This window comes from Streptomyces sp. NPDC039430, from assembly GCF_055639435.1.
The window spans coordinates 699,825-721,727 of sequence record NZ_JBVKAK010000001.1 but is presented as its reverse complement, the minus strand read 5'-3'; the positions used below and the strand labels follow the sequence as shown (position 1 = coordinate 721,727).

Below are 21,903 nucleotides of genomic sequence, written 5' to 3'. Positions count from 1 at the left end.
ACGAGGATTGCCGCGGGTGGGACCATCGCTACATCCTCTGAGCCCGCAAGGTAGGTCAGTCCTGTGTCTGCAACATCCGCGTCGCCCACGAAGTCCCGCACCACCGCTGTCGTCCTGGCGGGCGGAACCGGCCAGCGTGTGGGCCTGTCGATCCCGAAGCAGTTGCTGAAGATCGCGGGGAAGGCGGTCATCGAGCACACGCTGTCGATCTTCGAGCGCAGTGACTCGATCGACGATGTGATCGTGCTGATGGCACCGGGCTATGTGCCCGACGTGGAGAAGATCGTCGCGAAGGCCGGACTGGCCAAGGTCACCCGGATCATCGAGGGCGGCACGACCCGGAACGAGACCACCGAGCGTGCCATCGCCGCCCTGGGCGAGGGCCTGGCGGCGGACGAGGACCGCAACGTCCTGTTCCACGACGCCGTGCGCCCGCTGCTGTCGCACCGCGTGATCAAGGACTGTGTGGACGCGCTGGAGCGCTACCAGGCCGTGGACGTCGCCATCCCGTCCGCGGACACGATCATCGTGACCCGTACGCACGGCGGCGACGGCGAGTTCATCACGGACGTCCCCGACCGCTCACGGCTCCGGCGCGGCCAGACCCCGCAGGCGTTCAAGCTCTCCACCATCCGCAGGGCGTACGAGATCGCCGGCGGCGACCCCAACTTCCAGGCCACCGACGACTGTTCCGTGGTGCTGAAGTACCTGCCGGACGTGCCGATCTACGTCGTCGCGGGCGACGAGTACAACATGAAGGTCACGCAGCCGGTCGACGTGTTCATCGCCGACAAGCTCTTCCAGCTGGCCTCCGCCGCCGCTCCGCAGCAGTCCTCCGACGACTCCTACCGTGAGCTGCTGGCCGGCAAGACCCTGGTCGTCTTCGGCGGCTCGTACGGCATCGGCGCGGACATCGCGCAGCTCGCCGAGTCCTTCGGCGCCACGGTGTACGCGCTGGGCCGCTCCACCACCGGTACGCATGTCGAGAACCCCGAGCACGTCGACGACGCGCTGTCGCGTGCCTACGCCGAGACCGGCCGTATCGACTACGTGATCAACACCGCGGGCGTCCTGCGCATCGGCAAGCTGGCCGAGACGGACAACACCACCATCCAGGAAGCGCTGAACGTCAACTACCTGGCGCCGGTGCAGATCGCGCGCGCCTCGTACAAGTACCTCGTGGAGACGAAGGGCCAGCTGCTGCTCTACACCTCCAGCAGCTACACCAGGGGCCGCGCGGAGTACAGCCTCTACTCGTCCACGAAGGCGGCCATGGTGAATCTCACCCAGGCGCTCTCCGACGAATGGGCCGGCGAGGGAATCCGCGTGAATTGCGTGAATCCGGAGCGCACCGCGACCCCGATGCGCACCAAGGCGTTCGGCCAGGAGCCGGAGGGCTCGCTGCTCTCCTCCGAGGCGGTCGCCAGGACCTCCCTCGATGTACTGCTCTCCGAGCTGACCGGCCATGTCATCGACGTACGGCAGCAGGACCCGACCCGCGGCGCCTCCGAGGCCTCGGACTTCGAGCAGGCCCTGGCCGCTGTCCTGGACCGTCAGGAAGATGTGTAATAATTCTTGACAATCTTTGACACGGGCCTCTGTGGTCGCCGACGCGCGAATCACGGAGGCCCGAGTTCGTGAAGTTCTCTCTTCACATTTTCGTCGCAAGGTCCTATTGGCCGGCACGGTCTGGAGCAGGTATTCCGTGATTTCGACAGCTATTCGCCTGGCCCGGGTGGGCAGCGGATCAGAGCTGGCAGCCGCACTTCTTCTGGTTCTGAGTTTCCCGTGCGTCATGCTCGCCGCGATAATTCCCCATATCTGGTTCTTCGCCGCGGCCGCGGCGGTGACCTATCTCGCGGACACGTATCTGCACCAGCGCGGCAGCTATCTGGTGAACCGGCTCGCCAAAGTACGGGCCGGTCTGTCGATCCGCTTCCTGATCCGGCAGATGCTGCTGGTGCTCCTGGTCGCGCGCTCGGGCCTCGGTGAGGACCGGATCTTCTATGTGACCGTCGTCGCCGTGCTCGTGTTCTACGGGCTCCAGGCGCCGCACGGCGCGATCGTCACCCTGCTCAGGCTGCGCCGCAGGCTGCCCGTGGTCACCCGCAACCTCGATCTCGGCGCCATCCGGATCCCCGACGCCCCGCCGCGCTGGCTGCTCAGCCGCTCCGCCGAGAAGATGCTCCACCTGGACCTCTTCGCCATGGCCGGTGTGATCATCACGCTCCAGACCCGCGACAACCTCTACGGCTTCGCGGGGCTCGGCCTCAGCGTGCTCCTCGCCGTCGGCTACATCCTCGCGCTGCTGCCGTATCTGCGGCCGAGCCGTCTCGTGCCCAACGCCGAGAAGGTGCTCAAGGCGGTGGACGGCTGGCTGGCCGACTACCGGCCGACCGTGATGCTGTACTTCTCCGGCTCCAAGGAGTCCGCGTACCAGGTCAACATGTGGCTGGAGACGATGGGGCAGCTCGACGGGCGGCCGCTGATCGTCCTGCGCGAGCGTGTCATCGCACAGCAGCTGGGCCCGACGGCCGTGCCGGTGCTCTGCGTCCCCGGCGGCGTGCATCTGATGAATCTGGATCTCTCGACGGTCCGGGTCGCGCTCTACGCGGCCAACGTCGGCAAGAACATCCATATGCTGCGCGTCCCGACCATGAAGCATGTCTTCATCGGGCACGGCGACAGCGACAAGCTGGCCAGCGTCAACCCATACAGCAAGGCGTACGACGAGGTGTGGACCGCGGGCCGGGCCGGACGCGACCGTTACGCGCTGGCCGATGTCGGGGTGCGGGACGAGGACATCGTCGAGGTGGGCCGCCCGCAGCTGGCCCCGATCGAGCCGGCGAGCGGCTCGACCAGGAACCCCGTCCCCACGGTGCTGTACGCGCCCACCTGGGAGGGCTGGGACGACAGCCCTGGCAACACCTCGCTCCTGCTGGCCGGCGAGAACATCGTCAAGCGGCTGCTGAAGGCCGAGCGCCCCGTCCGCGTGCTCTACAAGCCGCACCCCTTCACCGGTACGCGCAGCGCCAAGGCGAAGGCCGTGCACGAGCGGATCATCGCGCTGGTCGAGAAGGCCGCCGCCGAGCGCGCCACCGACGCCCGCTGGGCCGAGGACGCGGCAGGACTCCGCGAGGAGCAGAGGGCGGCGCGGGCCGAGCTGGCCCGGATCGGCGCCCGGCTGGCCGAGCTGTCCGGCGGGGCCGACGCGAGCAGGGACGAGGCGGAGGAGTCGCGCGACTCCAAGGCCGACCCGGCCAGGCAGGCGGAGCTGACGCGGCTGCGGCGCGAGTGGAACGGCGCGTACTGGCGCTCCTTCGGCTGGTGGGAGCACCGGGTCATCGCCGGCTCCGAGCCCGCCCTGTACGACTGCTTCAACGAGTCGGACGCCATGGTCTCCGACATCTCCAGCGTCGTGTCGGACTTCATCGCGAGCGGCAAGCCGTACGCGGTCACCGACTCGGCGGAGCTGGGCGCGGAGGAGTTCAAGCGGCAGAACACCGCGGTACGGGCCGCCGTGATCCTCTCCAACAGCGCGAAGGAGCTGGACCAGTTGCTCGCGGCGGTCGCGGACCCGTCCGCCGACCCGCTCGCCGAGGCCCGTCGTGAGCTGAAGCGCTATCTGCTGGGTCCTGACGAGCCGACCTCGATCGAGCAGTTCGACGCGGCGACCCGGGCCCTGGCGGCGAAGTCGCTGGCCCGCAACGTGGGGGTCGAGCAGCGGCTCGCGGAGCCGGAGGCGGCACCCGCGCCGGACGACTCCGCGCCGTCCGAGCCCCGGGCCGAGGATTCGCCCGTAGGGGGCTGAGGACAGGCCGTAGAGGCTATCGGGCCCGGCAGGGCGCCTACGGGCGTACTGCCGGGCCTTTGCCATGGCCCAGCCCGGAACACCGGTCGTGACGGGCATCACATATGCCGGTCATCGCGACGAGACAACCAACGTTCGATGTCTCTTGTCTTGAATTGCGATGAACATTATGTCTGTTCCTGACGTCAGTGTGATCGTCGGCGCGTATGAGGCGATGCCTTATCTGGTCCGCTGCCTGGAGTCGGTCGAGGCCCAGACGCTGGGCGCCGACCGCATCGAGATCGTCGCCATCGACGACGGCTCGACCGACGGCACGGGTGAGTATCTGGAGGAGTTCGCCGCGCGGACGGCGATCCCGACCAGAGTGGTGCGCCAGGCCAACTCGGGCGGCCCCAGCGGGCCGCGCAACGTCGGCATCGGCATGGCCCGGGGGCGCTACGTCTTCTTCCTCGACGCCGACGACTACTTCGGCGCCGAGTCGCTGGAGCGTCTGGTCGCCATGGCCGACCGCGCCGGTACCGACGTGGTGCTCGGCAGGGTCGAGGGGGTGAACCGAGGCGCTCCCGGTTCGATGTGGAGCCGTACGGCCGAGCGCGTCGACGTCTACGGCTCACAGGTCATCTACACGCTGAGCGCGCAGAAGCTCTTCCGCCGCGAACTGATCGAGCGGCTGGGGCTGCGGTTCGACGAGAGCCTGAAGACCGGTGAGGACGCCCTGTTCACGATGGAGGCGTACGTACGCGGCAACGGCGTCTCGGTGATCGCCGACTACACCTGCTACTACCTGGTCGGCCGCGACGACGGCAAGCACGCGACCAAGTCCGGTGACTACACGCTCCGCTTCGAGGCCACGGGCGCCCTCATGGCGCTCATCACCGCGCTGGTGCCGGCCGGCCCCAAGCGCGACCGGCTCATGGTCAGACCCTTCACGGTCGGACTGATCCAGCAATTCGGCCACGGGATGCTCAAGCAGCCGGAGCGGATCCGACAGCACAGGCTGGAGCTGGCGGCGCCGCTGATGGAGCGGTACTGGACGCCCGGCGTGGCCGCGCGCATCAAGGTCAACGAACGACTGCGGCTGGAGTGCGTCGCGCTCGGCCGGCTCGATCTGCTGGCGGACATGCTGGCCTTCATCCGGGCGGAGACCGTGCCCGAGGTGGTCCACCGGGGCCGGGCCCGTACGCCCTATCTCGTCTTCCCGCACTTCGGCGACAGGGGGAGCGGCCTGAGGGACGCCTCGTACGAGGTGACCGTGCCCGACTGGCTCGGCAAGCCGGGGCTGCGGCGCATAGAGGCACCCAAGGCCGTACGCCGGCGCAAGTCGCTGGCGCGCAGAGTGGCGCGCCGGGTGCGTACGCAGGTCCGGGCCCTGGCCGTGCAGCGGTCGCACGGTTCCCTGCCAACCAGGCTCGGATCATGAGGAGTTGGGGGGCCCGCGGGTAGTGCGGGGGAGTCGTGCCCGGGTGGTACGGCGGCACGAGCCCGCGCGCCCGCCCGCGCGGGGCCCGCGAGCGCACCTCCGCGCACGCCTGAGCGCCCTTCCGCACACCCCGTATGCACCGGTTCACTCTCCTGAGGTGACGGGCGGCGGGCCGCACAGGAAATCGTAGGTAAAATCGGACTGTCGGGCGACGCCCGGACAGCATCGGAATCTCAGCAGGGATAGGGATAGTGAAGGCTCTCGTACTGTCCGGCGGGGCGGGTACCCGTCTGCGCCCCATCACACACACCTCCGCGAAACAGCTCGTCCCCGTGGCGAACAAGCCCGTGCTCTTCTACGGGCTGGAGGCCATCGCCGAAGCGGGGATCACCGAGGTCGGCGTGATCGTCGGCGACACCGCGGCGGAGATCCGCGAGGCGGTCGGCGACGGCTCGCAGTTCGGCATAAAGGTCACCTACCTCCAGCAGGACGCCCCCCTCGGGCTGGCGCACGCCGTCCTGATCGCCCGGGAGTTCCTGGGCGACGAGGACTTCGTGATGTACCTCGGTGACAACTTCATCGTCGGTGGCATCACGGGCCTGGTCGACGGCTTCCGCGAGGACCGCCCCGAGGCGCAGATCCTGCTCACGAAGGTCCCCAACCCCACCTCCTTCGGTGTGGCCGAACTCGACGGCGCGGGCAGGGTGGTGGCCCTGGAGGAGAAGCCCAAGGAGCCGAAGAGCGATCTCGCGCTCGTCGGCGTCTATCTCTTCACCCCGGCCATCCACGAGGCCGTGCGCTCGATCGAGCCCTCCTGGCGCGGTGAGCTGGAGATCACACACGCCATCCAGTGGCTGATCGACCAGAAGCGCGACGTCCGCTCCACGACCATCTCCGGTTACTGGAAGGACACCGGCAATGTCGCCGACATGCTGGAGGTCAACCGCTCGGTGCTGGAGACCGTCGAGCCCTGCCGCGACGGCAGCGTCGACGAGGCGACGGAGATCATAGGGCGGGTCAGGATCGAGAAGGGCGCGCGGGTCACCGGCAGCCGGATCGTCGGCCCCGCGATCATCGGCGCGGACACGGTGGTCAGCGACGCCTACATCGGTCCCTTCACCTCCGTCTCCGAAGGGTGCAGGATCGAGGACAGCGAGATCGAGTACTCCATCGTCCTGCGGGGTTCCTCGCTCACCGGCGTGCGCCGGGTGGAGGCGTCGCTGATCGGCCGCGACGTCGAGATCACCCCCGCGCCCCGCAACCCGTCCGCCCACCGGCTCGTCCTCGGTGACCACAGCAAGGTGCAGATCTCTTCATGACCGACAGGATTCTCGTCACCGGCGGTGCCGGTTTCATCGGCTCGCACTACGTCCGTACGGTCCTGGGCCCCCAGGGCCCCGGCGATGTCGCGCTGACCGTGCTCGACAAGCTCACCTACGCGGGCAACCCGGCCAACCTCGACGAGGTGCGCGACCACCCCGGGTTCTCCTTCGTCCAGGGCGACATCTGCGACCCCGAGCTGGTCGCCAAGCTGATGGCCGAGCACGACCAGGTGGTGCACTTCGCCGCGGAGTCGCACGTGGACCGCTCGATCGACGGCGGCGCGGAGTTCGTCCGTACGAACGTCGTGGGCACGCACACGCTGATCGACGCCGCGCACCGCGCCGGTGTGAAGACCTTCGTGCACATCTCCACCGACGAGGTCTACGGCTCGATCGACGAGGGATCCTGGCCGGAGACCCACCCGCTGGAGCCCAACTCGCCGTACTCCTCGGCGAAGGCGTCCAGCGACCTGATCGCGCTCTCGTACCACCGCACGCACGGCCTCGATGTGCGGGTGACCCGCTGCTCCAACAACTACGGGCACCACCACTTCCCCGAGAAGGTCATCCCGCTGTTCATCACGAACCTGCTGGACGGCAAGAAGGTCCCGCTGTACGGCGACGGCGGCAACATCCGCGACTGGCTGCACATCGACGACCATGTGCAGGGCATCGAGCTGGTCCGTACGAAGGGCCGTGCCGGTGAGGTCTACAACATCGGCGGCGGCACGGAGCTGTCCAACAAGGAGCTGACCGGGCTCCTGCTGGAGGCGTGCGGAGCGGACTGGGACACCAGCGTCGAGTACGTCACCGACCGCAAGGGCCACGACCGCCGCTACTCCGTGGACTGCTCCAAGATCCGTACGGAGCTGGGGTACGAGCCGCGCAAGGACTTCGCCACGGGCCTCGCGGAGACCGTGGAGTGGTACCGCGAGAACCGCGCCTGGTGGGAGCCGCTGAAGGGGCGGGCCGCCCTGTGAGCCGCTGGCTCGTCACCGGCGCCGGCGGCATGCTCGGCCAGGATCTGCTGGCCCGGCTCGCCGGGGCCGGGGAGAGCGCGGCCGGCCTGGACCGTACCGCGCTGGACATCACGGACCCCGCTGCGGTGCGTACCGCCCTGGCGGCCCACACGCCGGACGTCGTGGTCAACTGCGCCGCCTGGACGGCCGTGGACGACGCCGAGGCCAAGGAGGCCGAGGCGCTCGCCGTCAACGGCACAGGACCCCGGGTCCTCGCCGAGGCGTGCGCGGCGTCCGGCGCCGTCCTGGTCCAGGTCTCCACGGACTACGTCTTCGGCGGGGACGCCCGCACCCCGTACGGCGAGGACGACCCCACGGCCCCCCGCAGCGCCTACGGCCGCACCAAGCTGGCCGGGGAGCGCGCGGTCCTGGACACCCTCCCGGAGACCGGTTTCGTGGTCCGTACGGCCTGGCTGTACGGCGCGGGCGGCGGCAACTTCGTCCGGACGATGATCAAGCTGGAGGGGATCAAGGACACCCTGGACGTGGTCGACGACCAGCTCGGCCAGCCCACCTGGACCGGCGACCTCGCGGACCGGCTCGTCCTGCTGGGCCTTGGCGCCCTCGCGGGGACGGCTCCGGCCGGGGTCTACCACGGCACCAGCGGCGGCGAGACGACCTGGTTCGGGTTCACCAGGGAGATCTTCCGGCTGCTCGGCGCCGACCCGGAGCGGGTCCGTCCGACCACCAGCGAGGCGTTCGTACGCCCCGCGCCCCGGCCCGCGTACAGCGTGCTGGGACACGAACGGTGGAAGGCCGCGGGGATCGAACCGATCCGTGACTGGCGTACGGCGCTCGGCGAGGCGTTCCCCGCACTGGTGCGCGCCGAGCGAGGCTGAGCGCCAAATGGGTGTTACTGGCCAGTAGATGTTTACGTACAACCAGGCGGCACACTAAGTTCACTGAGAATCAATCCCTGGTTGTTGATTCTCAGTGAAGGGCCCCTTACGTGGATCGCCACGGCTTCCTGCGCCAACTGCACCGTGTGTACAAACCCCGCACCTACTTGGAAATCGGGGTCAATGACGGCCGCAGCCTGGCTCTCTCCCGCGTTCCGTCGGTCGCGGTCGACCCGGCGTTCCGGGTCGTCACGGACATCAGCTGCGATGTCCATCTGGTCAAGGCCACCAGCGACGATTTCTTCGCCCGCAAGGATCCCCTGATCCATCTGCGCAACGGCCGCAACCCCTTCCGCGCGCTGGCCCGGCGTGACCCGGTCAACCTCTTCGGCGGTGATCCGAAGCTGGAGCTGTCGTTCATCGACGGCATGCATCTCTTCGAGTTCGCGCTGCGCGATTTCATGAACGTCGAGAAGCACTCCCGCTGGTCCAGCGTGATCGTCCTGGACGACATGCTGCCGCGCGACGTCGACGAGGCGGCGCGCGACCGGCACACCAAGTTCTGGGCCGGAGACGTCTACAAGGTGGCCACGGTCCTGCGGCGTTACCGCCCCGACCTGCTGGTCGTCGACGTCGACACCGAGCCGACCGGAGTGGTGGCCATCTTCGGCGCCAACCCCGAGAGCACGGTGCTGAAGGACGCGTACGACAAGATCATCGAGGAGTACGTCGTACCGGACCCGCAGGACGTGCCCGAAGAGGTGCTCGTCCGTAAGAACGCGGTACGGCCCGAGGCGCTGCTCGGGGCCGGGTTCTGGCCCGGTCTGGCCCGCGCCCGGAATCTGCGCCGCTCGCGCTCGGCCTTCGCGCCGCTGCGCCGGCAGATCGAGGCGGTCACCGGCTGACCCGGCGGACCGTACGGAAGGGGCCCGGGCGATGCGATCGCTCGGGCCCCTTCCGTAGGCGCCCGCGGGCGCCTGTGCGGCTCAGCCGCGGGCGGCCAGCTCGGCGTAGTACGCCGCGCAGTCCTCGTACGACGGGAGCAGGCCCTGGGCCTCGGCCTCCGCGAGGGTGGGCGCCGCCGCGTCCTTGTCGGAGAGCAGCGGGGTGATCCCCTCCGGCCACTCGATACCGAGCTTGGGGTCCAGCGGGGTGATGCCGTGCTCGCGCCCGGGGGCGTACCCCTCGGAGCACAGATAGACGACCGTCGCGTCGTCCGTCAGCGCCATGAACGCGTGGCCGAGCCCCTCGGCGAGGTAGACGGCGTGGTGATCCACATCGTCCAGCCGTACCGCCTCCCACTGCCGGTACGTGGGGGAGCCCACCCGGATGTCCACGATGACGTCGAGGACCGCGCCGCGCACACACTTCACATACTTGGCCTGGCTGGGCGGCACATCGGCGAAGTGGATCCCGCGCAGCGTGCCGCGGCTGGACACGGAGCAGTTCGCCTGGGCGAGACGCAGCGGGTGGCCGGCCGCCTCGGTGAAGTCCGGGGCCTTGAACCACTCGTGGAAGCTGCCACGGCTGTCCGGGAAGATCTTCGGCTCATGTACCCAGGCGCCTTCGACCGAGAGCTGCCGCATGTGATCACGTCCTTGTTCTGTTACTTGCCGTACTTGCCGTACTTGTCGCTCAGTGCCCGGGAGAGGGCGCGGCCGGTCAGAGACGGGCGGCGAGACGGCGCACCTTCTTGCGCGCCGAGGAGGGAAGCCGGCGCACGATCGGACCGCCGGCCGACCGGAGCACCCGGCGCAGCGTCGCCCGGCGGCGCTTCACCGTCACCTCACGGACGAGAAGCGGATCGACCGTCTCCAGACCGCTCTGGTCCAGCCGGATCCGGCCGCCCTGGCCCACGGGTACCTCGCAGAGCGACAGCACGGGGCCCTTCGGCCCGTCCAGCCGCACCGAGAGCTGCGCCGGTCCCGCCGGCAGGTCCGGCACCCGGGCGGGGATACCGAGGTGGGCCCGGCCCTGGTCGGGACGGAGCGTGGACGGCGCGGTCAGCGCGTTGCCGTCCGCCGGGGTCAGCACCAACTCGACGGCCCGCGAACCGGACTTGGTGCCGGTGAACACGTCGAGACGCAGCTCGGGGCGGTTGCCGGGCATCCGCCGCGCGGGCCGGTCCGCGAGATAGGTGGCCATCTTCTTGGCGCGGCCCGCGACATCGAGGGTGAGGTTGCCGTGCGGGTCGGTGAAGTACGGGATCACCGGCCGCGCGGGCGAACCGAGCAGCGCGGGAAGGCACTTGGCGTCGACCGACGCGGCGCGGTCCGCGCCCAGCCTGGCCTTCCGCACCAGCCCGAGCCCCCGCAGCGGCACCCAGATGTCCCAGAAGCCGCGGGAGACCCGGCCGCGGCCCTTGACCGCCTCGCTGGTGACCTCGCCTGTGCCGCGCAGGACGACCTCGTACGTGTCCTCGCCCAGCGACTCGATCTCGGCGGTGAACTCCGCGACGCACGGCCACTCGACGGCGGTCTCGCGGTTGCGCAGCGACATCTCGCCCTTGAAGCTGTCCATGTCGTCGGTGACATCGAAGAGTTCACCGTCCGGCAGCAGGCCCTCGGTGATGTCCGGGTGCAGGAAGTAGCGCTTGTCGCGGCGGACCAGCCGCAGCGGCTCCTTGTCCTCCCCGTGCACCAGACGGCCGGTCACGGTCACCGCGGCCTTGCCGTCCGGCTGCCAGTCGAAGTCCTCCAGCCGGGCCGCGCCCTTCACCGACTTGGCGAAGCGGGCGATCTTCAGCAGCCCCTGGCGGTCGTCGGCACGCAGCAGGGTGGAGCGGAGTCTGACCAGCGAGCCGAGGCCGTCGTGCACGCCGTCGTGCATGAACTCGTCGGCGAGCGGACGGATCGCGTCGCACATCTCGTCGAGGTACTCGGGCGTGTAGTTGAGCACGGACGGCTCGCTCAGCCGGCCGAGCATCTCGACCCGGTAGAAGCGCCGCAGCAGCCGGTCCCGGAATTCACCCGGTTCGGTGTTCTCCACGACGACCTTGAGGACCTCGCGCAGGTTGCCGTAGTAGCCGGCCGGCACGATCTTGGCGGAGCCGGCGTTCTGGCCGTCGTCCCGCTTCGAGTAGTAGTAGCAGGTGTAATTCCCCAGGATCGATACGACCTTGGCGGGGAAATACGCCTCCATCATGTAGAGCTGGTCCTCCAGGCGCCGCTTGCCCTCGGGGTACGCGATGCCGTTCTCGCGCAGGAACTCCGTACGGAACATCTTGTGCGGGGTGAGGCTGTCGTACAGCGGCGCATTGCTCAGATCGCACTTCTCGCGGTTCTTCTTGAACACGCCGTGCGGAACGCCGCGGAAATTGGACGCGACCTTGCCGATCACGATGTCGGACCCGTTGCGGTGACCCATCTCATAGAGTCGTCGCAGCGCGTCGGACGCCATGTGGTCGTCCTGGTCGACGAACTGGACGTACTCGCCCTTCGCCTCGGCGACGCCGATGTTCCTCGGCTTGCCGGGCCAGCCCGAGTTGGGGATGTGGATCACCCGGAAATGAGGATGCTCGGCCGCCAGCTTGTCGAGGCGGGCCGGGCTGTCGTCGGTCGACCCGTCGTCCACGAAGAGCACTTCGAAGTCCGCGGCCGGCAGCGTCTGGGCCAGCAGTGAATCGATGCAGGGGTCGATGTACTTACCCGGGTTGTACACCGGAATGACGACGCTCACTTTTACTGCCATTACTGATTGGCCCATCTCGTGTGTGGTTGCGCGGGGGGTACAAGTGGGGGGAGTCGCCGCCATCGGCGAGCGTGCGGGCGCCGTGGAGGCCAGCTTATCGCTGCGCGGGCGGGGATGTTTCCCGACTGTTGTTACACCTGACAGACTGCCTTCACCGGCATCCGGTTGTGCCGGAGGCGCGGATTTGACGTGAGGACCGGCCCGCCGGGCGCCGGCGACGGGCCCACCAGCGGCGTCCCACCCACTGAAATGCCTCGTCGGCCGGGAAGTCGTCCGCGTACGCTGAGCGACCGGCGGACGACCAGCCGGCGCGAGGTCGGCCGGTGAGGTGTGGCCGACAGTGAGAGCAGAGGCACAGCACGTGGCAGCGGCACGGCAGAGCGCGACGGTACGGCAGGACGCGGTGGCACAGGCCCGCAGGATCGTCGTGAAGGTCGGCTCCTCCTCGCTCACCACCGCGTCAGGCGGGCTCGACGCCGACCGGGTCGACGCCCTCGTCGATGTGCTCGCCCAGGTCAGACGTGGTGCCGAGAGCGGTGACGAGAAGGAGGTCCTGCTCGTCTCCAGCGGCGCCATCGCCGCCGGGCTCGCCCCCCTCGGGCTGGAGCGCCGCCCCCGGGACCTGGCCCGCCAGCAGGCCGCCGCCAGCGTCGGACAGGGGCTGCTGGTCGCCCGCTACACCGCCTCCTTCGCGCGCTACGGCGTACGCGTCGGACAGGTGCTCCTCACCACCGACGACACCAGCCGCCGCGCCCACTACCGCAACGCCTACCGCACCCTGGACCAGCTGCTCGGCATGGGCGCCGTCCCCGTCGTCAACGAGAACGACACCGTCGCCACGGACGAGATCCGCTTCGGCGACAACGACCGGCTCGCCGCCCTGGTCGCCCATCTCGTACGGGCCGATCTGCTCGTCCTGCTCTCCGACGTCGACGGGCTGTACGACGGCGACCCCCGCACCCCGGGCACCTCCCGGATCGCGGAGGTGCGCGGCCCCGCCGACCTGGCGGGCGTCTCCCTCGGCAGCGCGGGCAGGGCGGGGGTGGGCACCGGCGGCATGGTCACCAAGGTCGAGGCCGCCAGGATCGCCGCGGCGGCCGGGGTCCCGGTGGTGCTGACCTCCGCGAGCCACGCCGCGGACGGACTCGCGGGCAGGGACACCGGTACGTACTTCCACAGCACCGGACGGCGCTCCGCGGGCCGGCTGCTGTGGCTCGCCCACGCCTCCACCCCGCAGGGCGCGCTGACCCTGGACGACGGGGCGGTACGGGCCGTCGTCGAGCGGCGCACCTCACTGCTGCCGGCCGGGATCGCCGCCGTCGAGGGCGAGTTCAGCGCCGGTGACCCGGTGGAGCTGCGGGACACGGCGGGCCGCCCGGTCGCCCGCGGACTCGTCAACTTCGACGCCAAGGAGATCCCGCAGCTCCTGGGCCGCTCCACCCGGGAGCTGGCCCGCGAACTGGGCCCCGCCTACGAGCGTGAGGTCGTACACAGAGACGATTTGGTCATCCTCACTCCCTGACCCACCCCTGAATCGGCTGAAACTCAGGTCTTTGAACAGGGACCTTTACCAAAACCGCCCCATGCCCTGCCCGGGACTGGTCAACTTTGTCCCAGGGGTACAGACGGGGTACAGCACGACAACGCATCAACAGGAGGCCGCTGGTGAGACGAGCGCGCCCGGGGGCGGTGCCCCGAGGGACCGGGAGGAGCGCCCACGCCCGGAGGGCCGCGGGCGAGGAACGAGCCCTGACCAGCGTCGAAGCGGGGGACGACTTCGACGACGAGCAAGAGCGGGAGGCCGTATCGGGAACGGACGCGCGCGCGGAGGGCCGTGCGCTGTCGAAGCTCTGGCACATCACGCTCAGCGTCTCGGGCGCCGAGGCTCCGCTGCCGGAGGTCCGGCGCGGCCTCGAACAGCTGGCCCATGACCATCCCTTCCTCCTGACCAGCAGATACGCCGGCGATCACGCGGAGATCCGGTACTGGGAGGAGGCCCAGGACCTGCACGACGCCGCCGCCGTCGCGCTGCGTCTGTGGGGCGAGCACCGGTCGAGCGCCAAGCTGCCGCCGTGGAAGATCGTCGGGCTTGAGGTCATCGACCGTGAGACGTATCACCAGCGGATCGCCGAGGGCTACGGCCCGCCGCCGGCGGCCCCGGTGGGCGTTCATCCGTTCTGATCTCCCTCCGGAAGTGTCTCGGAGTCCGGAATACGTGCGGAATGCCCGCAGGACGCGCACTACCCTGCGGGCATGACCTCGCTCTCGCCGTACGACAACCTCTCCCCGGTCGCCAGGGCCGCCTACCGGTCCCGCGCCGCGGCCGCCGATATGGCACCGCTGCCGCGCGCGGCCAAGGACGACGCGCTGCTGGCGATCGCGGACGCGCTGGAAGTCCGTACCCACGAGATCGTCACGGCCAACGCCGAGGACATCGCGCGGGCCCGGGAGGCCGGGACCGGCGAGGCGATCATCGACCGTCTGACGCTGACCCCGGAGCGGGTGCGGGCCATCGCCGCGGACGTACGGGACGTGGCGGCGCTGCCCGACCCGGTCGGTGAGGTCGTCCGCGGTTCGACGCTGCCCAACGGCATCGACCTGCGCCAGGTGCGGGTGCCGCTCGGCGTGGTCGGGATCATCTACGAGGCCCGCCCCAATGTCACCGTGGACGCCGCCGCGCTCTGTCTGAAGTCGGGCAACGCGGTGCTCCTGCGCGGCTCCTCCTCGGCGATCTCCTCGAACACCGCCCTCGTACGGGTGCTGCGCGACGCCGTCGGCGGGGCCGGGCTGCCCGCCGACGCCGTACAGCTCGTGCCCGGCGAGGGCCGGGACGCCGTACAGGAGCTGATGCGCGCCCGCGGCCTGGTCGACGTGCTGATCCCGCGCGGCGGCGCCTCCCTGATCCGTACCGTCGTCGAGGGCTCCACCGTCCCCGTCATCGAGACCGGCACCGGCAACTGCCATGTCTATGTGGACGCCGAGACCGATCTCGACATGGCCGTCGAGATCCTGATCAACTCCAAGGCGCAGCGGCCCAGCGTCTGCAACGCCGCCGAGACGCTCCTCGTCCACCAGGACATCGCGGGCGTGTTCCTGCCGCGCGCGCTGGACGCGCTCGCCGACGCCGGGGTCACGGTCCACGCCGACGAGCGGGTGCTCGCGTACGGCGCCGGTTCGAAGGCGGAGATCGTGCCGGCCACCGCGGAGGACTGGGAGACCGAGTACCTCTCGTACGACATCGCCGCCGCGGTCGTCGACTCGCTGGACGCCGCCGTGGCCCATATCCGGCTCTGGTCGTCCGGCCACACGGAGGCGATCGTCACCACCTCGCAGGCCGCCGCCCGGCGATTCACCCAGTTGGTCGATTCCACGACAGTCGCTGTGAACGCGTCCACCCGCTTCACCGACGGGGGTCAGTTCGGCTTCGGCGCGGAGATCGGAATCTCCACGCAGAAGCTGCACGCGCGGGGGCCGATGGGGCTGCCGGAGCTGACGTCGACGAAGTACATCGTGATCGGCGACGGCCACACGCGATAGCGGTGGGGCCACTGATACGGGAGGGGCGCCCGCCGCGACGGACGGGCGCCGGAACCGCGATGTGACGAAGACGGAGCCGGGAGAGTTCGGACTCCGCCTGCCCAAAACGACCCGCCAGGTCTACCCTGAAGAGGTGCCGGACGACGTGGGGGGCAGGCCGTTCCCGGACGGCTGGGAGCCCGACGACGACCGCGGTGGCGCGGACAAGGACTTCGCCCCCGTGGTCTTCGACGAGGACTTCGTCAATGCCGCCACCATCCATGAACCCTCCGCCGTGGAACGGCTGCTGGCCGCCGCCCAGGCGCGCGCCGAGGCCGAGGCGGCCCGCGCGCGGTCCGGCGGGGGACGCCCCGAGGACGAGCTGTACGAAGAGGTGTACGGCCGGGACGGCGCGTACGGGCCCGAGCCGGGCTACAACGGCGAGTACGACCCCGATGACCCCGACGCGCTCTCCGGGCCCTACGGACGCCACGGCGGCTCGCTGCGGCCGTACCGCGGCACCGCCCGCTGGCACCGGCCCGTCGCCTGGCTGCTCGCCCTGCTGATGGGGATCGGGATGGTCGCGCTGGCGTTCTCGGCCGTCTACCGCGGGGCCTCCAACAGCCGCGACGGCAAGGTGCCGCAGCCCGCCACGACCGGGATCGACAAGCCGGCGCCTGGCATCCCCTCGGCGTCGGCGAACCAGTCGGCGCCGGCGGTCTCCGCCGTTCCGCGCACGCCCTGACCGCGCTGCGAACGCCGGCTGAACACCCCCTGAACAGCCCCCTGAACCGGCCGGTACGACCTGAACGGCCGATCGCGTGGCTCCCGGAACTTCACGGCTTGCCCAGCGTTTATGTTCGGCCCCGCCGACCTACTCTGAAGGTATGGCAGGGCGTGGAGACCCACCCGACGGGGAACCTGACGGGCTGCCCGGCGGCGATGACGACGAGTACCGCTCGGTCGTCTTCGACGAATCCTTCATCCGGGAGGCCCGCCTCAAGGAGTTCTCGGCGCGGGAGCGGATGACCGACCACGCCGACGCCGTACGGAGGGTTCCTCCGGCGCAGCCTCCGCCACCCGCCAAGGGACGGGGGAGCCACGGCTTCTTCCGGCGCGGATCGAGACAGCTTCTGCTGCTGGTACTGGTGGTGGTCCTGGCGTTCGGTACGGCGATCTATCTGGGCCTGCGCAATCCCTACCGGCCGGCCACCGGCCGTTCCGTGGACCAGGTGCGCATGTCGGTGATCCCGCTGGCTCCCGAGGGGCCCGTGCCGGGCGGCACCCCCGCGGATCTCTTCAGGCACAGTCCGGCCGCGCACTTCCGGGTGGGGGCGGCCGGGATCACGATGCCCGCCGTCCGGGAGACCGGGGGCTTCTCGGAGAGCCAGGTGATGGCCGCGCTGACCACCGTCAAGGACTATCTGGTGGCGTCGTCGCTCGACCCGGACGTCATCGAGGGCCGCTCGGAACGCCCGGTGCGGGTGCTGCTCGACCCCGACCAGCTCGACCAGTTCGACGCCGGGTTCGCCGCACCCTCCGACGACGGCCGGCACGCCCCGACCGGCTGGCTGGTCCGCTTCGACCCGGCGAAGGTGGCGCAGGCGGACGACGAGGTGCGGGTGCACGGCACCCTGCGCTACCAGGAGACCTCCCCCGGGACGCTGGAGGTGGTCTCGGACCATGTCTTCGTCTACGCGCTGCGCCCGGCCGGCTCCGACGCGCAGCCCGTACGGGACGCCTCGCTCTTCATCGTCCGGCGCGAGCTGCGCTTCCGCTTCGACCTGGACGCGCTGCCACGCCATACGGCGCGACTGCTGACCAGTGAGGTGCAGGCCGGGCCGCAGGCGTGCTCGGCGGAGCCGCCGAGGACGCTGCGGCCCCTGCTGGCGGGCCAGCGGGCGAAGGTCCGTGAACCGGCCGGCACGGACCCGTACGCGACGGGCCCGGCCAACACGGCGCTCTGCGGGACGCTCTCCCGCGCGGCGGAACCGAGCCCGGCCGCCTGAGCCGGCCCGCCGGGCCCGGACCGCTCTCCGTACGGGTCAGCTCTTGCCGGGGCCGCCGGAGCCCTCGTCCGAGGGACGGCCGCCGTTGCCGCCACCGCCGCCCGTGAACCTGTCGCGCAGCTTGCCGCCCAGGTCGCCCGCGCCGCCCGCGATGTCGCCGACCAGCTTCATCAGCGGGTCCTTGCTGCCGCGGACCGTGTCCGCGTAGTGCGCGGCGGAGTCGCGGAACGAGTCCGTGACCGATGTCTCCTTGTCGTCCTCGCGGCGCGGGTAGTGGCCGTCGATGATCCGCTGGTAGTCGCGGCTCTCCGCCCACTTCTTCAGCTCGGCCGCGCGCACCGTCGTGAAGGGATGCGTACGCGGCAGCACGTTGAGGATCTTGAGCACGGAGTCGCGCAGATCGCCGCCCGCCTCGTACTCGGCGGCCTGCTCCAGGAACGCGTCCACGTTCATCTCGTGCAGGTGATTGCCGCCGGCGATCTTCATCAGGCCGCGCATCGAGGCCTGGAGATCCTGACCCACCAGCAGTCCGGCCCGGTCCGCCGACAGCTCCGACTTGCGGAACCACTCCCGCAGCGCCGTCACGATCGCCATGATCGCGACATTGCCCAGCGGGATCCAGGCGACCTTGAGCGCCAGGTTGGTGAGGAAGAGAAGTATGGTCCGGTAGACGGAGTGACCGGAGAGCGCGTGGCCCACCTCATGGCCGACGACCGCCCGCATCTCCTCCTCGTCGAGCAGCTCCACCAGCCCGGTGGTGACCACGATGATCGGCTCGTCCAGACCGATGCACATCGCGTTCGGCTTCGGGTCCTGCGCCACGTACATCGCGGGAACCTTCTCCAGGTCCAGGATGTAGCAGGCGTCCCGCAGCATGGCGTGGAGATGGGCGAACTGCGCGTCGCTCACCCGTACGGAGTCGGAGAGGAAGAGGAGCCGCAGGCTGCGCTCGGGCAGCAGCCCGCTCATCGCCTTGAACACCGTGTCGAAGCCGCTGAGCTTGCGCAGGGCGACCAGTGCCGAGCGGTCGGCGGGGTGTTCGTACGCCCGCGAGGAGATGCCCGGGAAACGCTTGCGCTGCCTGCTCGGCACGTTCTCGTGAGCGGCTGCCTCGTGACTGTCTTCGGTCATATGGATATCCCCTGTTCATACGCGTCCAAAGCCCGTCCCCCTGACGGCCCCCACCCTAGGGGGTGGGTCTACCGTGTGACGGGGGCCTGTGGCCGTGCTTCCCGGGAGCCGTCACCCCGGGCGCCGGCCGGAAGAGACCGAGGAGCACACCCGACATGCCGGATACCTTCACACTGCTCACCGCCGCACCGGCCCAGCAGGGACCGGGCGATACGTTGCGGATCGTGCTGGTCGTCTCGATGGTCGGAGTCGTCCTGCTCGCCTGGTTCCTGTTGCGCGGATACCGCGACAACGATCACAACGACTGAGTCGGCGTGAGCGTGCCCGAGGCCCCCGCATACGATGTGCGCGAAGTCTCCGCTCACACCCGCGAAGAAAAGGGCCCGTAGAAGATGAGCCTCACCGGTACCGCCGCCCACCTGGTCACGCTCGCCGAGGGCGCCGAGCGCGGTGGCAACCACGAAAGCCTCAACCCCTACCTCGTCGGCGGCGGCGCCCTGTTCGCGCTGCTTCTGCTGCTGTGGATCACCACCCGCTTCAACCGCGACCGCTGACACCGGGGCGTCATCTTGTGCCAGTAGGCTCTGGACGCATGGGAGAGCAGCAGGCGGCCGGTGGTCGTGAACCCGGATCCGGTCGTGGCAAGCGCCGACTCGGCGTGATGGGCGGGACATTCGACCCGATCCACCATGGACACCTGGTGGCGGCCAGTGAAGTGGCCGCCCTGTTCCACCTCGACGAGGTGGTGTTCGTGCCGACGGGCCAGCCGTGGCAGAAGAGCCAGCGCGCGGTCTCCCCGGCCGAGGACCGCTATCTGATGACGGTCATCGCCACCGCGTCCAATCCGCAGTTCTCGGTCAGCCGCAGTGACATCGACCGCGGCGGCCCGACCTATACGATCGACACGCTGCGGGATCTGCGGGCCGTCCACGGCGACGCGGACCTCTTCTTCATCACCGGAGCCGACGCGCTCTCCCAGATCCTGAGCTGGCGGGACCACGAAGAGCTGTTCTCGCTCGCCCACTTCATCGGAGTGACCCGGCCGGGCCATGATCTGACGGACGACGGACTGCCCAAGGGCGGGGTCTCCCTGGTGGAGGTGCCCGCGCTGGCGATCTCGTCGACCGACTGCCGGGGGAGGGTCGCCAAGGGCGATCCGGTCTGGTACCTGGTGCCGGACGGTGTGGTGCGCTACATCGACAAACGGCAGTTGTACCGCGGCGCATGAGCCACGGAGAGGGGCACCGGTGAACGACCAGCAGCAGCCGTACGATCCGTACGACCCGTATGACACGCGGCCCAGGATCGTCGGGTACGACGAGTACGGGCAGCCGGTGTACCAACAGCCCCAGCCGCAGCAGCAGTACGACGCCTACGGGCAGCCGTCGCAGTACCAGCCGCCGCAGCAGCAGGCGTACGGATACGACCCGTGCGCCCAGCCCCAGCCCCAGCCCCAGTCCCAGGGCCGGCCCCAGCAGACCGCGCAGCCCCAGCAGCAGTACGACCCGTACGCCCAGCCGTCCCCGCAGCAGCAACAGCCCTCACAGCAGCAGGGGTACGGGTACGACGGCTACGGCTACGACACCGGGCAGCAGCAGCCCGTCGGCGTCGACACCACCCAGCAGTGGAACATCCCGCAGCAGCAGGGGCAGACCGAGGACCGGGCGCCCGAGCAGCCCGCCGCGTCCGCGCCCGCCCCGGCGCCCGCGTCCGCGCCCGTACCGGAGCAGCGGCGCCCCGACGGGCAGGACCGCGACTACCGGACCGAGCAGTTCTCGTTCATAGAGGAGCCGGACGAGGACTCCGAAGACGTCATCGACTGGCTGAAGTTCACCGAGAGCCGCTCCGAGCGGCGCGAGGAGGCAAAACGGCGCGGCCGCAGCCGGATCGTGGCGCTCGTCGTCGTTCTCGTCCTCGCGGTCACCGGCGGCGTCGGCTATCTCTGGTACGCGGGCAAGCTGCCGGGACTCGGTGGCACGGACGAGAAGAAGACCACCGCCACGGGGCCGCAGAAGCGCGATGTGATCGTGGTGCATCTGCACAACACCAAGGAGAAGGGCACCTCCACGGCGCTGCTGGTCAACAACGCCACGACCGGCCGGGGCACCACCGTCCTGCTGCCCAACACCCTCTCCGTCGCCGATGACGACGGCGTCTCCACCACGCTCGGCAAGTCCGTCGACGACGATGGCTCGGACGGAACGCGCGAGGCCATCGGCACGCTCCTCGGCACCAAGATCACCGGTACCTGGCGGCTCGACACCCCGTATCTGGAGAACCTCGTCGAACTCGTCGGCACGATCGACCTGACCACCGATGTCGAGGTGCCCGGGGCGAAGACGGGCGACGACCCGCTGGTCAAGAAGGGCGAGAACCAGACGCTCAACGGGAAGATGGCCGTCGCCTACGCCACGTACAGCGCGCCCGGCGAGTTGGAGGCCAAGCAGCTCCAGCGGTTCGGCCAGGTCCTCCAGGGCGTACTGCGGAAGATGTCGGACGACCCGCAGGCCGCCACCGTCACCGTCGAGACCCTGGCGCAGATCCTCGATCCCTCACTGCCCGAGAAGGACCTGGGCGCCTCCCTCGCCAAGCTGGCCGAGCACGCCAAGGTCGGCGACTACAAGACCGTGCTGCTGTCCACCCAGCAGAACGGCCTGCTCAGCGATCAGGCGGCGGAGAGTGTGGTGAAGGACATCCTCGGCGGTTCGGTCAGCGCTCCGGAGCAGGGTTCCGCGGTACGCGTCGGAGTGAAGAACGCCTCCGGCGACCAGGACGCGGCGGAGTCCTCCCGGATCTCGCTGGTCAACGGCGGCTACGCCTTCGTGGACGCCGGTACGGCGGACGCGGTGACATCCTCGCAGGTCACCTACGGCGACGAGGCCAGGAAGGCGGAGGCGGAAGAGGTCGCCAAGACACTCGGACTGCCGGCCGGCGCGGTGAAGAAGGGCAAGGCCGCCCCGAACGCGGACGTGACCGTCGTCCTCGGCCAGGACTACAAGGTCGACTGAGTCCGGCCGGGGACGGGGCCTGGGGGGGGGGGGGGGGGGGGGGGCCCCCCCCCCCCCCCCCCCCCCCCTTTCGTGGGTCTTGGGGGCCTCTCTTCCTCCCCGCACACCCACAGAAAAACCCCTTTTCCCCCTCCCTCC

The 21,903-nt window shown here is 69.9% G+C and carries 19 protein-coding genes; 16 read left to right on the top strand and 3 right to left on the bottom strand.

Annotated features, from left to right (window positions below; all coding sequences use genetic code 11):
* Window positions 1-63: 63 nt before the first annotated feature.
* The 7 genes from ACZ7LS_RS03110 (at window position 64) to ACZ7LS_RS03080 (ending at window position 9,316) form a co-directional block, all read left to right on the top strand.
* Window positions 64-1,569 (top strand): D-ribitol-5-phosphate cytidylyltransferase, encoded by a 1,506-nt coding sequence (locus tag ACZ7LS_RS03110; RefSeq protein WP_382879724.1) that lies wholly within the window; start codon window positions 64-66, stop codon window positions 1,567-1,569.
* A 136-nt stretch (window positions 1,570-1,705) separates the two neighbouring features.
* Window positions 1,706-3,811 (top strand): hypothetical protein, encoded by a 2,106-nt coding sequence (locus ACZ7LS_RS03105; RefSeq protein WP_385137103.1) that lies wholly within the window; start codon window positions 1,706-1,708, stop codon window positions 3,809-3,811.
* Window positions 3,812-3,971: 160 nt separating this feature from the next.
* Entirely contained in the window at window positions 3,972-5,231 is a 1,260-nt protein-coding gene (locus ACZ7LS_RS03100) for a glycosyltransferase family 2 protein (RefSeq protein ID WP_385137105.1), read from the top strand.
* Between the two features lie 251 nt (window positions 5,232-5,482).
* Complete coding sequence (locus tag ACZ7LS_RS03095) at window positions 5,483-6,550, top strand: glucose-1-phosphate thymidylyltransferase (RefSeq protein ID WP_382530639.1); 1,068 nt, start codon at window positions 5,483-5,485, stop codon at window positions 6,548-6,550.
* A complete protein-coding gene (gene rfbB, locus ACZ7LS_RS03090) occupies window positions 6,547-7,533 on the top strand; it encodes a dTDP-glucose 4,6-dehydratase (protein ID WP_382530637.1) in 987 nt (328 codons plus the stop codon). Before ACZ7LS_RS03095 ends, rfbB begins: the two co-directional genes overlap by 4 nt.
* Window positions 7,530-8,411 (top strand): dTDP-4-dehydrorhamnose reductase, encoded by an 882-nt coding sequence (rfbD, locus tag ACZ7LS_RS03085; protein ID WP_382674232.1) that lies wholly within the window; start codon window positions 7,530-7,532, stop codon window positions 8,409-8,411. The genes rfbB and rfbD overlap by 4 nt, the downstream gene beginning before the upstream one ends.
* Window positions 8,412-8,521: 110 nt before the next feature.
* Complete coding sequence (locus ACZ7LS_RS03080; RefSeq protein WP_129771097.1) at window positions 8,522-9,316, top strand: O-methyltransferase; 795 nt, start codon at window positions 8,522-8,524, stop codon at window positions 9,314-9,316.
* A gap of 81 nt (window positions 9,317-9,397) precedes the next feature.
* Here ACZ7LS_RS03080 and rfbC read toward each other — a convergent pair whose 3' ends face one another.
* A complete protein-coding gene (gene rfbC / locus ACZ7LS_RS03075) occupies window positions 9,398-9,997 on the bottom strand; it encodes a dTDP-4-dehydrorhamnose 3,5-epimerase (RefSeq protein WP_385137107.1) in 600 nt (199 codons plus the stop codon).
* Window positions 9,998-10,073: 76 nt separating this feature from the next.
* Window positions 10,074-12,089: a glycosyltransferase family 2 protein gene (locus ACZ7LS_RS03070; RefSeq protein ID WP_382674225.1), complete on the bottom strand. Its 2,016-nt coding sequence runs from the start codon at window positions 12,087-12,089 to the stop codon at window positions 10,074-10,076.
* A gap of 415 nt (window positions 12,090-12,504) precedes the next feature.
* On the opposite strand from ACZ7LS_RS03070, the gene proB reads away from it, so the two are divergent.
* The 5 genes from proB to ACZ7LS_RS03045 all read left to right on the top strand — a co-directional run bounded on the left by proB (window position 12,505) and on the right by ACZ7LS_RS03045 (window position 17,626).
* Window positions 12,505-13,623, top strand: coding sequence for a glutamate 5-kinase (gene proB / locus ACZ7LS_RS03065; protein WP_382530651.1), 1,119 nt, complete (start codon window positions 12,505-12,507; stop codon window positions 13,621-13,623).
* 143 nt (window positions 13,624-13,766) lie between these two features.
* On the top strand, window positions 13,767-14,282 hold the full coding sequence (locus ACZ7LS_RS03060) for a hypothetical protein (protein WP_356508270.1): 516 nt from the start codon (window positions 13,767-13,769) through the stop codon (window positions 14,280-14,282).
* Between the two features lie 72 nt (window positions 14,283-14,354).
* Complete coding sequence (locus ACZ7LS_RS03055) at window positions 14,355-15,638, top strand: glutamate-5-semialdehyde dehydrogenase (protein ID WP_382880992.1); 1,284 nt, start codon at window positions 14,355-14,357, stop codon at window positions 15,636-15,638.
* A 133-nt stretch (window positions 15,639-15,771) separates the two neighbouring features.
* Entirely contained in the window at window positions 15,772-16,362 is a 591-nt protein-coding gene (locus tag ACZ7LS_RS03050) for an SCO2584 family spore wall biosynthesis protein (RefSeq protein ID WP_382530628.1), read from the top strand.
* Between the two features lie 142 nt (window positions 16,363-16,504).
* Window positions 16,505-17,626: an SCO2583 family membrane protein gene (locus ACZ7LS_RS03045; RefSeq protein ID WP_382530626.1), complete on the top strand. Its 1,122-nt coding sequence runs from the start codon at window positions 16,505-16,507 to the stop codon at window positions 17,624-17,626.
* A gap of 36 nt (window positions 17,627-17,662) precedes the next feature.
* On the opposite strand, the gene ACZ7LS_RS03040 is transcribed toward ACZ7LS_RS03045, so the two are convergent.
* Window positions 17,663-18,757, bottom strand: a complete 1,095-nt coding sequence (locus ACZ7LS_RS03040) for a M48 family metallopeptidase (RefSeq protein ID WP_382530625.1) — start codon at window positions 18,755-18,757, stop codon at window positions 17,663-17,665.
* A gap of 155 nt (window positions 18,758-18,912) precedes the next feature.
* Between ACZ7LS_RS03040 and ACZ7LS_RS03035 the strand changes: the two genes are divergently transcribed.
* From ACZ7LS_RS03035 to ACZ7LS_RS03020, 4 genes are all read left to right on the top strand, one after another.
* Window positions 18,913-19,065: a hypothetical protein gene (locus ACZ7LS_RS03035; RefSeq protein WP_382530623.1), complete on the top strand. Its 153-nt coding sequence runs from the start codon at window positions 18,913-18,915 to the stop codon at window positions 19,063-19,065.
* 84 nt (window positions 19,066-19,149) lie between these two features.
* Window positions 19,150-19,311: a hypothetical protein gene (locus ACZ7LS_RS03030; protein ID WP_165371967.1), complete on the top strand. Its 162-nt coding sequence runs from the start codon at window positions 19,150-19,152 to the stop codon at window positions 19,309-19,311.
* 38 nt (window positions 19,312-19,349) lie between these two features.
* A complete protein-coding gene (gene nadD, locus ACZ7LS_RS03025; protein ID WP_129771089.1) occupies window positions 19,350-19,985 on the top strand; it encodes a nicotinate-nucleotide adenylyltransferase in 636 nt (211 codons plus the stop codon).
* Between the two features lie 19 nt (window positions 19,986-20,004).
* The gene (locus tag ACZ7LS_RS03020) at window positions 20,005-21,765 is read left to right on the top strand and encodes an LCP family protein (RefSeq protein WP_385137110.1); all 1,761 of its coding nucleotides are present in this window, start codon (window positions 20,005-20,007) and stop codon (window positions 21,763-21,765) included.
* Window positions 21,766-21,903 lie beyond the last annotated feature (138 nt).